This is a genomic window from Arthrobacter sp. TWP1-1, from assembly GCF_049897845.1.
GTDB lineage: Bacteria > Actinomycetota > Actinomycetes > Actinomycetales > Micrococcaceae > Specibacter.
In genome coordinates this window covers 1-10,640 of record NZ_JAFCXC010000013.1, presented here as the reverse complement: position 1 = coordinate 10,640, position 10,640 = coordinate 1, and the positions used below count along the sequence as shown (strand labels likewise).

The window sequence follows — 10,640 nt, the reverse complement described above, 5'->3', positions numbered from 1 at the left end:
AACCCGGCGCAGGCACCCCCCCCTACGCCCCCCCCACCAAAAACCCCAGTCCCGCCGGGGGGGGGCACCTTTTCCCCACCGGGCCCCCCCCCGACGTCGTACTTGGTGCGATCAGACGTGAAAGTCTTCTTTATGCTCCCGGCCCGAGGACCACTGCCAGCGGGAGGCCCAGCTCAGCGGTGTCAATCACGCTGGGAATGTTCAGCAAGGCGCTCAGCGCTTCGGCGTTGGCCTTCTGCTCAATGCCGTTGTAGTAAATAACCGACGTCGCCTGCGGCTGACCTGCCCAGTTGGCGGACTGCGAAACGCTCCAGCCGTCGTTCATAACGAGCGCCGAGTACTGTCCGGCAAGACCAGAGGTACCCACGGCATTGAAAATGGCCACGGCCGTGGTCTTGTCAACCACCGAATCAGGAGTGGGTGTGGGGGTGGGCGTTTCCACCGGCGCGGTGGTTGGCGCCTCGGTCGCAGTGACCTCAGCGGACGGAGTCGCCTCGGCGGAAACACTGGCGGAGGCAGAGGCTGTAGCCGTCGTCTCCGCGGCCATCGGGGTGTCGTTGTCGAGCACCTTTGGCATGATGAAGAAGGCCAGCAGGCCAACGCAAAGGGCGGCCACACCAACGATCATCAGCGGCATCAATGAGCGCCTTTGCGGTTCAATCGAAGCTCGGTGGACGCCATGTCGTGCCGAATTTTCCTCAACGGCGTCAAATTCATCCCGCGCGTATTTACTCATTGTGCAGTGCTGTCCTTGTGGGTGCGTTAGGTGTTGGGCGCGTCAATTGCCCAGCCGGCGGGCCGAACGGGCTTGTTGGCGTGACGTACGTAGTCTACGCAACCGCTTGACGAGCATGGGATCGTGGGCCAATGCAGCATCCGTGTCGATCAACGCATTCAGCACCTGATAATAGTGTGTTGCGGAAAGATCAAACATGTCCCTGATGGCCTGTTCCTTGGCACCGGCGTACTTCCACCACTGCCGTTCCAGGTCAAGCATTTGCTCGTCACGTTCACTGAGTCCGGCGGAGGGGGCTGCGGCGCCGTCCACGGGATCCTGCCCGGGCTGGACTGCTTCGGTCACAACGCACCCTTCCTTGAATTCTGTGTTCCATGCTTGTGCGGCCACGATCCATGGCCTGCTCTTTCCATAATAAGGGCGAATCACATCAATGTCATTTGAGTATGTGTGGATAGACGGTCCGGCAGCCCCTCCTGTGGAGGAATGAAGCACCAGCAGAACATGGCCCACAATGGACAGTATGGACAGTGAACCTAGCCTCTTTGACCTACCTGCGCCTGCTCCGTGGGGCGAACCTCAGCTGCAAGCCCTAGCCACATTGCGCACAGCCCCTTTGACCCTGATGGCCCCCGATTGGGCGGAGGCGCTGGCGCCAGAGGAAAAAACCCTGCAGCGCCTTGGCGCTATGTTGGCCACCGAGTACGACGCCGGAACTCGCTTCCTGCCCCACCCCACCCAAGTGCTGCGAGCCTTGGGCACACCCATGTCTCAGGTCAAGGTTTTGATCGTGGGCCAGGATCCATACCCCACCCCCGGCCACTCGGTTGGTCTGGCGTTTTCGGTCGATAAGAAAACCCGACCACTCCCCCGCAGCTTGAACAACATCTACAAGGAACTCACCACAGATCTCGGCATTGCTCCGGCCCCGCATGGCGACCTCGGCACATGGGCAAGCCAGGGCGTTCTCTTACTGAACCGGGTACTCACGGTAGCGCCGGGCGAGGCAGGCTCGCACCGCCGTCGTGGGTGGGAAGAAGTTACGGATGCCGTCATTGCAGCGTTGGTCGCCAGAAACAAGCCCCTTGTCAGTGTTTTGTGGGGCAAGGACGCCCAGCGCCTGACCCCCATGTTGGAGGGGACGGCTGTGATCGAGTCCGCGCATCCCAGCCCGCTTTCGGCGTCGCGTGGCTTCTTCGGATCCAAACCGTTCAGCCGCGTCAATGAACTCCTTGTCAAGCAAGGGGCGGCCCCGATCGACTGGGCCTTACCCATGAACTAGACTCCTTAGGACAACCTAACTAGGCGCAAGTGACGCGCCCGAAGGCCGGGCAACGCCCGCACGAGGAGTTTTTTTGACACCCGCTGACACCGCCCCCGTTCAAGCAACAACGAGGGCTCCGCGCGCCCAGCGGCCCCGTGTTCAGCTCACCCTGCAGGTTCTCCGCAAGGAACAGCTGAGCTCACACATGGTGCGCATCATTGTTGGCGGTCCAGACATGGCGAAGTTCGAGGCCAAGGACGCCACCGACATGTATGTGAAGATTCATTTCCTGCGGCCGGGCGTTGAGTATGCCGAACCAGTCGACATCTTCGCGATTCGGGACACCATGCCTGCCGAACACTGGAGCGTCACCCGCACCTACACCCTCCGCTGGGTCGACCTGGTCGCCCAGGAACTGGCCATCGACTTCGTGCTGCACGGCGACACCGGCTTGGCTGGTCCGTGGGCCGCCGCCGCGGAGCCGGGCGATCGCATCATCTTCACCAACCCCGGTGGCGCCTACAAGCCCAGCGCCGACGCCGATTGGCACCTCTTTGCAGGAGACGAGGCCGCGCTCCCGGCCATTGCAGCAGGCCTCGAGGCTCTCCCGTCGGAGGCCCGCGGCAATGCCTACATCGAGGTTGAGACGGCGGCGGACATCCAGCCGCTGGTGAAGCCCGACGGCGTCGAGCTCACCTGGGTGTTCCGCAACGGCACCACCCCTGACAGGTCTACCGCCCTCCTGGATGCCGTTGCCAACGGGCCCTGGCTCGAAGGAACTGTCCACGCCTTCGTCCACGGCGAACGCGAATACATGAAATCCCTGCGCGATCTGCTGATCAAGCAACGCGGTCTCGACCGCACACAGGTCTCTCTCTCCGGTTACTGGGCCTACGGCCGCACGGAGGACAACTTCCAGGCCGAGAAGAAAGAACCGATCGGCAAAATCCTGTAACTCGTGGCCAAGTCCTTGGCCCCACCGATTCCAAACCACAGTTATGGCGACTAAAACTCGGTTTTAGTCGCCATAACTGTGCTTTGGATACCGTGTTTCGCTAACGACGACGGTTGCGGCGCTTGACGTTTGGGCCACCGCTGCGGGTGAAGGGTCTGGCGATGTTGTCGCCGAGCACCACACCGGCGGCCACAGCAAGGATGACGACGAGCGCGTTGAAGATGCCAACGGCTCCCGTGACCGAGTCTTCGGGCGTAAGAGTCATGACGAACATGGCCCGGAAGATGGAAAGCCCCACGAGCAAGAAGATGACGGAGGGGACGGCTACCACCAGTTGAGGGGCGCCCAGCCGCAGCGCAACCACCCTGGCGAGTATGCCCACCACTACGGCGGCAAAGGCGGGGGCAAATCGTCCACCAAGACCAAATTCCATGCCGTAGTAAAAGACTAGGTAACCGGTCAAGGCAACGGCCGCGGTAGGCAGCAGCAATTTAATGGACGTCTGCTCGGCGATGCAAATGGCCACAGTGGAAATGAGAACGAGGATTAGCACCACGTACAGCGGGCGGGCCCCGGAGATCGTCTCTGCGACATTGAGCCGGTCAGCACCAAACAATGAACCGGTGATAAGTGCAACGGAAATGCCCGCAACTATGGCGCCAAAACTAAGGAAGGCGGAGAGGAATCGGCCCGAGGCCGTGACCGGGAATCCGTTGATTGCATCCTGCACAGCCGAGACGAGTCGCCCTGAAGGCAACATCAGCAAGATACCACCGGCCACTACAACCGATGGACTCAGCCCCACGTGCGCCATGAAACACAGCACGGCCACGATGGTGACAATGAAGGAACTGACGGCTGTGACGAAGAAGTCCGGCACACGCCACCGACCCATGACCCGGGCAACTTGTCCGGCCAGCAGGATGGTCAGCCCCGCGACCATCATGCCAAGAAGTGTTCCGCCGATGACACCAACAACGGCAGCGGCAAACACCGCCTCGGCCAAGGACACCATCCAGCGGGGGAACGGCTTAGGTTTTTTGACGATGACATCGAGTCGTCGGGCCGCTTCGTCGCGGGTGACACCTCCGCTGGCAATGTCGGTCACGAGTTCGTGGATCTCCACAAGGCCTGCGTAGTTGTTGGTCCAAGACCGCACAACACGCAGGAGCGTGATGGGCACGGCGTCCCGTGGCGCGTAGTTGATGATGACCGACTGGTTGGTGATGTCGACCTCGATATTGCGCAGCCCAAGCGCCGCCGTGACGGCAATGATGCTGGTCTCAACTTCTAGGGCACCGGCGCCATACCGGAACATGGTCTCGGCCAAGCGCAGGGCAAAGTCGATTGTCTTGCGCGCTGATTCCTCGGCTGTTCCCACCTGAATGGTGAAGTTGGCGTAAGGACTGCCCGCAAGCCGATCCACGATGTTCATGGGCGCCGTGGGAGGCGTCTCACCCTGGACAAGTTTGCGCAGCACACTGCGCGCCGCCTTGTTGGGGCGTCCGGCAGCCACAATGGGGATCATGCCCACATCGTCATAGTTGCGGCTGCTGGGGCTGTTGCTCATTCTGCTCCCTGAGGACGAGTCCTTACTTCGTTGGACGGCAGGATCGGCTGCCGTCCAACGCGCTGGAACTGTGCCGTTGATTTCTTAGTAAAACTGCTTTCCGGTGCGGCGGGTGTACAGCTGGCGGAACACCCGTTCACCGGCCATAGACCACAATTTATACCGCATGGGACTGAGCACCAGGTCGTAGCAACCTACAAAGTCGGTGACAGTCTTGGAGAAGCTCGTCTTGAACAATCCCAGTCCGTGGTGCGGGTGGGTGGGATCCTTGAGCCTGTCCGAGGGTGGTGTGCCGCAGAAATCATACTGCTGGGCCCCCAAATCCTTCATGTCATTGATGGCCACCCATTGCACCAGATGCGAGTCCCCGTACTGGTTGCGCTTTTGCAGCGAGCCGCCGTCTTTATAGGTGGCCTTGGCACCGTAGTTGATGACAAACGCACCCACAGAGGCCACGCCGTCTTCAAAGACAAAGTAGAAATGACCCTGGCCACGCGTTGTGAACTCGGTCCAGAATTGGCGGTAGTACTCAAAGTCACGGGCCGTGCTGGTGGACTTGGCAGTGATGGTGCCAACCATGAGCTCGTACATGGTTTGCATGGTGGCTTCGGTGGGATCCATCCGGACCACCTCAACCTCTTCACGGATTGCGCGGCGCACGGCGTTGCGGCCGCGCGAATGTAGTTTGCGCAGCAGTTCGTTGGGCTCCGGTGAGATATCCAGCAGCGCCGTGTTGTCGTTCGGCTGCAAGTCGGGAACCTTGACCAACCCGGCGCCAAGGAGCACAGCGTGGGCGGCGTCCGAGGACACGATGTCAGGTTCAATCTTGGCTGCGAAGACGTTGAGCTTCGCGCGCTTGGCAAACGTCCGGAGGGCGTCGAGCATGGGCGGAATCTGCTCCACAGCGCTCACGTCCGGCCCCTTGATGAGGTACCAGAGCTTGCCCAAAACAGGGAAGGACTTTTGCAGGACCAGGTTGTAACTGGTGAAGTCGGGGCCCTCAAACGCTATGAATTGGGTATCCCAGCCGTAGTTTTTCTTGACGGCCGCGAAGGCAGCAGATTGCAGCAGATTGCCACCATTGGGGTTGGCCGTGACCAGCGTGTCCCACTGGTCAATCTCGGCGGCAGTGGCAAAGCGGGCGGTAAATTCTGGCAAGAGACCCTCAATTACGTTGGCAGTTGTTCGCTGTATTGAGTCTACCGGTGAGATTCTCACAGCCCACTCACAGCCACACCATAATGTACTCACCGAACCCTGTCAGACGATTGCTTTTGAACGGCCGCTGTAAGGGCGGTCACTTAGTTGGGAGCAATTTATGAGTGTGGTGTCCCGAAGCGTGGGCAACGCCTTCCGCAACAAAATCCGGACCAGCGCCGTGGTGATCATTCTGGCTGTCGCCATTGGTTTAGCGCTGTCCATGCTGGTTGCCAATCAAGCAGTTGCCAGCAAAGTTGATGCGCTGAAAGCCTCGGTGGGCAACAATCTCACAGTGAACCCAGCTGGTTCACGTGGCGGTTTAGGTGGCGGAGAGCCCCTGACGACGGCGGATCTCACCACTGCTGTCGCCGTCGAGCATGTGACCAACGTGACCGGGACGCTGAGCGTGCGGCTAAGTAACTCAGCAGCCACTACTGCCACCACAGGTACTGACACAGCGCAGGGCCCCGGTGGCGGAACAGGCCAGGGCGGTCCCGGTGGCGGCGGCTTCGGGGCTAGCGGCACCACCAACCTAGAATCTGCTGTCGCCGCCGGCTCATTGGGCCAACGCAACAACAGTAATGGCAGCACTTCAGGGTCAACAACGGACTCCGCTGTTCCTTCGTTCAGTATCCCTATTCAAGCAACTGGCGTTTCCACCTCAGCCACTGCCGCGGGGGAAGCTATCAATGTCACCAGTGGCGCGCAGCTCTCTGACTTTGCCGCAACATCCACACAGGCCCTGGTGGGAACGACCTTGGCCACTAAGAACAACCTGAAAGTCGGTTCTACCTTCACCGTTCAGGACCGAACCATGACTGTCACGGGTATCTTCGACGCCGGCACAGAGTTTGATAACAACGCCCTCTACCTGCCATTGGCTGCCACTCAAACGCTCACTGACCAGGCCGATCAAATCAGCACGCTGACAGTAGTGGTGGATAGCATCGAGAACGTGGCCAGCACCCAAACAGCGCTGACCACTGCACTGGGTGCCGACCGAGTTGATGTGACATCTGGTTCCACCAGCTTGGAATCTGCTATCAGCTCCCTGGGCAGCGTGCAGAACATCTCGCTCATAGCCTTCATAGCTTCGCTGGTGACGGCCGGACTCATAGTTCTGCTGATCATGATCATGGTGGTCCGTGAGCGACGTCGCGAGATTGGCGTCTTGAAGGCCATCGGCGCATCCAATCGCACCATTGGCGTGCAGTTCGTTATCGAGGCTCTGGTTCTGGTGGTCATGGGCTCAGTGGTGGGTGCAGTGGTGGCGGCCTTAAGCAGCAACCCCATTGTCAATGCACTGGTTGCCGGAAATACGAGCACCACAGGCACCGCAGCTGGCGCCGCCGGTGCGGCCCCAGGCGGAGCAGGCCCGGGCGGCGGGTTTCCGGGCGGCGGCGAGGGGCTCACGCGTACCCGCGGTGCGTTCGCCGGGGCCGAGCAGCTCATTGGCACCATCAGCACGTCCTTGGGCTGGCAAACCCTTGTGTTTGGGGTTGCAGGCATTTTGCTCATTGCGGCGCTGGGCGCCCTCATCCCAGCATTACTGACAGCCAAGGTACGTCCCATCGAAGTTCTGCGAGGAGAGTAAGCGATGCTAACAGTGAGCGATGTGGTCAAGACCTTCAATACAGGCGATCACACCATCAAACCCGTCAACGGAGTCAGTTTCAGCCTGGAACAAGGCAGCTTTGCGGCCATTCTCGGTAAGAGCGGCAGCGGCAAGAGTACCTTGCTCTCACTGCTTGGCGCCTTGGACAAGGCAACATCAGGGGACGTCGTTGTGGACGGGGTGAACATTTCCACCCTTCCCGACAGCAAGCTCACGGCCTACCGGCGCGATGACATTGGCTTCGTATTTCAGGCCTATCACCTCATCCCCAACCTGTCCGCCAAGGAAAACGTCATGCTTCCCATGGAGTTTGCCGGCATATCCCACGCGGAGCGGAGCAAACGGTCAGCCGAGCTGTTGAACCAGGTAGGACTGACAGAGGAGATGCACTCCCGCAAGGCCAACAGGCTCTCCGGCGGTATGCAGCAGCGTGTCGCCATCGCCAGGGCCCTAGCCAACAACCCAAAACTAATCCTGGCCGACGAGCCAACGGGAAACTTGGATGATGAAACGGGCGAGCTGATCATCGCTCTGCTGCGCCGATTGGCCCACGAGAAGAAGACAACCATCCTTGTGGTCACACACGATCAGGCCCTAGCCGCCCAGACGGACAGGAAGTTCCGCCTGGCCCGCGGCAAGATCACCGAGGACAGCAGGACCCCTTAAAAATCTATGTCGCAGTTGTTGCACGGATTTTGCCCAAATAGGGGCCTTCACGTGCAACAACTGCGACATAGATCCGGGTGCTAACTACATCCGCGCAACGGCGTTGGCTACATGAGCCAGCGTTGCCTACGGCCGGGACGCCAACGTGGCCGATTCCGCGGCGGAGGTTTCGCCGTCGTTCTTCAGATCGGCACCATCCACCATGTCAGCCTCGAAGGGAGCCAGGGTCGGCGCCGAGATATCCACGGAGACTTCCCGCTCAATCTTGGTCGCCAGCGGAACTTCCTTGACGAAGCACAGCACGATCGCGGCGAGCACGGCTAGCGGAACCATGAACAGGAACAAGGGGATCAAGGCTTCGTTGTAGGACTCGACAACAATCTTTTTGATGGCATCCGGCAGACCATTCACCAGGTGCGGCGTGAAGGAACCGCTCCCACCGGCGGCGGCACCGGCCGGCATCCTCTCCGCGATGAGGTCCTTGAGGCGAACGGCGAAGACCGAGCCCACTACGGCCGAACCAAGCGTGGCACCCACCTGGCGGAAGTAGTTCTGGCCGGCCGTGGCCGTTCCGACGAACTTCAGCGGGAATGAATTCTGCGCCACCAGCGTCAGAATCTGCAGGCTGGCGCCAAGGCCAATACCCATCACACCTAGGTAGATGCAGATGAGGTACACCGGTGAGGCTGCGTGGATCGTGGACAGCAGCACGAGTGAGAGGCCCAAGATCACGGCGCCAACGATCGGAGCCACCTTGTATCGTCCGGTGGATGAAACACGGCGGCCAACGATGACCGAGACAATCAGCATGCAACCCATCATAGGGATCATGAGCAGGCCTGCTTGGGTGGCGGAGTAGCCCGTGGCCATCTGCAGGTAGGTGGGCATGTACCCGATGGCGCCGAACATGGCGATACCGATCAGCAATCCGGCCAGCGTGGTCAGGTTGAAGTTGCGGTTCTTGAAGAGCAACAACGGCATGACCGGCTCGGTGGCGCGGCTTTCCACGAAGACAAACAGGACTGCTGTCACGACGGCAGCGGCGGCCAAGCCAATAATCTCAGGCGATCCCCAGGCGTACTGCGAGCCGCCCCAGGTACCGACGAGAACCAGCGCGGTAGTAGCGACAGCAATCAACATCATGCCCAGGTAATCGATCTTGGGGCGTGTTGCGTGGACAACCTTCGGCACGTGCAGCAGGAAAACCGTTGCAAGGATAGCCAAAATAGCCAGCGGGACATTCATCCAGAAGGCCCAGCGCCAGCCGGGACCCTCCGTCAACCCGCCACCGATGAGCGGTCCGGCCACGGAGGAGAACGCGAAAACACCACCCATGATGCCCATGTATTTACCGCGTTCACGAGCAGGCACAACGTCGGCAATGGTCGCCTGCGAGAGAATCATCAGGCCACCACCACCGAGCCCCTGAATGACACGGGCCACGATGAGCGTCGTCATGTCGGACGCCAGCGCGCCAATCACGGAACCCACCATGAAGATCGAGATCGCGAACAACAGCATCGGCTTGCGGCCCAGCAGGTCACCGAGCTTGCCGTAGACCGGCATCATGATCGTGGAGGCAAGGATGAATGCCGTAATAACCCAAGCCATATGTTCGACGCCGTTGAGCTCGCCTACCAGCGTTGGCAGCGCGCTAGAGAGGACTGTCTGGTTCAACGACGCCAGCAACATCGTGACCATCAGACCCACAAATAACAAGACGACGCTTCTTTTTTCGCCGGCATCTACCGGCACTTTAACAATGGATTGATTACTCATAGCGTTGCTTTGATTGCCTCTCGGAAAATTTCAATGGATTCATCCACGACTTTGGTGTCACCGGCTGAAACGGAACCGGGATCGCGAGAAAAAGCGAAGCGCATGGCTGTGCTGGCCATCATGAGCAGTGCGCGGGCGCCGTCACGGCCTCCCGGCAGTCCTGCCTGGGCAAATTCCGGGTCAGACTCGTCGTAGCGGTCCACCAGGATCGACTCGACGAGACGTTCAGAGGCGGAAACGTACTCGATCACATTGCGTGCCAGTTCCGGATACTTGGCTCGCAATTCCTTGCGTCGCGCGGCCTGGGATGCTTCCGGGAACATGGAGCGGACCACTGTAACCATGAGCCGCACTGTCCGGCTGAAGAGATCGTCGTCGCCATCGCTGCGGAACGTGGCAACCGCCTCATCCGAAAGGGTTGGCGGCTGGGTGCCCATGATGGCGTCTTCCTTCGTGGCGAAGTAATTGAAGAACGTCCGCTTTGAAATCCCCGCCGCATCGGCAATGGCCTCGACTGTGACCTTAGTGGGCCCTTCCGTGAGGGCCAGGCCGGAGGCAGTGTCATGAATCAGCGCCCACGCCTCGAGACGGTTCCGCTCACGGAGCGGCACAACTGTTTTTTGCATAACTACAGTTTATGCATTGATACAAACTTTGCACAAGTGCAAAGTTTGTATCGGTGCATGTTTTAGCTCACTCCCCTACCGCCGAAAGTACACTTAATGCGGATGCGCCGCGGGCAAAGTCAAGTGGTCGTAGCAACGCGGGGGTTATGCTGCTGTTTGCAGCAGCTGGTTGAGTCGGTTGGCAGGCGTCTCAAGGTTGAGGGTCGGGCGGGGCCGGCGGTTGAGTTTC

The 10,640-nt window shown here is 60.0% G+C and carries 10 protein-coding genes; 4 read left to right on the top strand and 6 right to left on the bottom strand.

Going from position 1 to position 10,640, the window contains the following annotated elements; all coding sequences use genetic code 11:
• Positions 1-130: 130 nt before the first annotated feature.
• Positions 131-736 carry a LytR C-terminal domain-containing protein gene (locus ACP7B9_RS16885; RefSeq protein ID WP_425865132.1) on the bottom strand — a complete coding sequence of 202 codons (606 nt, stop codon included), beginning with the start codon at positions 734-736 and terminating at the stop codon, positions 131-133.
• Between the two features lie 42 nt (positions 737-778).
• Positions 779-1,048 carry a DUF3263 domain-containing protein gene (locus ACP7B9_RS16880; protein ID WP_425865185.1) on the bottom strand — a complete coding sequence of 90 codons (270 nt, stop codon included), beginning with the start codon at positions 1,046-1,048 and terminating at the stop codon, positions 779-781.
• A 211-nt stretch (positions 1,049-1,259) separates the two neighbouring features.
• Here ACP7B9_RS16880 and ACP7B9_RS16875 point away from each other — a divergent pair, with 211 nt between their 5' ends.
• The gene (locus ACP7B9_RS16875) at positions 1,260-2,018 is read left to right on the top strand and encodes a uracil-DNA glycosylase (protein WP_425865131.1); all 759 of its coding nucleotides are present in this window, start codon (positions 1,260-1,262) and stop codon (positions 2,016-2,018) included.
• Positions 2,019-2,091: 73 nt separating this feature from the next.
• Positions 2,092-2,955: a siderophore-interacting protein gene (locus tag ACP7B9_RS16870; protein WP_425865130.1), complete on the top strand. Its 864-nt coding sequence runs from the start codon at positions 2,092-2,094 to the stop codon at positions 2,953-2,955.
• Between the two features lie 100 nt (positions 2,956-3,055).
• On the opposite strand, the gene ACP7B9_RS16865 is transcribed toward ACP7B9_RS16870, so the two are convergent.
• Both ACP7B9_RS16865 and ACP7B9_RS16860 read right to left on the bottom strand, forming a co-directional pair.
• Positions 3,056-4,483, bottom strand: coding sequence for a threonine/serine ThrE exporter family protein (locus ACP7B9_RS16865; RefSeq protein ID WP_425865184.1), 1,428 nt, complete (start codon positions 4,481-4,483; stop codon positions 3,056-3,058).
• Positions 4,484-4,609: 126 nt separating this feature from the next.
• Entirely contained in the window at positions 4,610-5,683 is a 1,074-nt protein-coding gene (locus ACP7B9_RS16860; protein ID WP_425865129.1) for a lipid II:glycine glycyltransferase FemX, read from the bottom strand.
• Between the two features lie 160 nt (positions 5,684-5,843).
• Between ACP7B9_RS16860 and ACP7B9_RS16855 the strand changes: the two genes are divergently transcribed.
• Together ACP7B9_RS16855 and ACP7B9_RS16850 are read left to right on the top strand one after the other, a co-directional pair.
• Positions 5,844-7,319: an ABC transporter permease gene (locus ACP7B9_RS16855; protein WP_425865128.1), complete on the top strand. Its 1,476-nt coding sequence runs from the start codon at positions 5,844-5,846 to the stop codon at positions 7,317-7,319.
• 3 nt (positions 7,320-7,322) lie between these two features.
• The gene (locus ACP7B9_RS16850; protein ID WP_425865127.1) at positions 7,323-8,006 is read left to right on the top strand and encodes an ABC transporter ATP-binding protein; all 684 of its coding nucleotides are present in this window, start codon (positions 7,323-7,325) and stop codon (positions 8,004-8,006) included.
• A gap of 126 nt (positions 8,007-8,132) precedes the next feature.
• Here the strand turns inward: ACP7B9_RS16850 and ACP7B9_RS16845 are convergent, their stop codons facing one another.
• Together ACP7B9_RS16845 and ACP7B9_RS16840 are read right to left on the bottom strand one after the other, a co-directional pair.
• Positions 8,133-9,785: an MDR family MFS transporter gene (locus ACP7B9_RS16845; protein WP_425865126.1), complete on the bottom strand. Its 1,653-nt coding sequence runs from the start codon at positions 9,783-9,785 to the stop codon at positions 8,133-8,135.
• Positions 9,782-10,411, bottom strand: a complete 630-nt coding sequence (locus ACP7B9_RS16840; protein WP_425865125.1) for a TetR/AcrR family transcriptional regulator — start codon at positions 10,409-10,411, stop codon at positions 9,782-9,784. The genes ACP7B9_RS16845 and ACP7B9_RS16840 overlap by 4 nt, the downstream gene beginning before the upstream one ends.
• Between the last annotated feature and the right edge of the window lie 229 nt (positions 10,412-10,640).

Bases quoted from the DNA above. Each gene is read 5' to 3' on its own strand.
- ACP7B9_RS16865 (WP_425865184.1), bottom strand. From the start codon at position 4,483: ATGATCCCCATTGTGGCTGCCGGACGCCCCAACAAGGCGGCGCGCAGT.
- ACP7B9_RS16840 (WP_425865125.1), bottom strand. From the start codon at position 10,411: ATGCAAAAAACAGTTGTGCCGCTCCGTGAGCGGAACCGTCTCGAGGCG.
- ACP7B9_RS16845 (WP_425865126.1), bottom strand. From the start codon at position 9,785: ATGAGTAATCAATCCATTGTTAAAGTGCCGGTAGATGCCGGCGAAAAA.
- ACP7B9_RS16885 (WP_425865132.1), bottom strand. From the start codon at position 736: ATGAGTAAATACGCGCGGGATGAATTTGACGCCGTTGAGGAAAATTCG.
- ACP7B9_RS16875 (WP_425865131.1), top strand. From the start codon at position 1,260: ATGGACAGTGAACCTAGCCTCTTTGACCTACCTGCGCCTGCTCCGTGG.
- ACP7B9_RS16855 (WP_425865128.1), top strand. From the start codon at position 5,844: ATGAGTGTGGTGTCCCGAAGCGTGGGCAACGCCTTCCGCAACAAAATC.
- ACP7B9_RS16850 (WP_425865127.1), top strand. From the start codon at position 7,323: ATGCTAACAGTGAGCGATGTGGTCAAGACCTTCAATACAGGCGATCAC.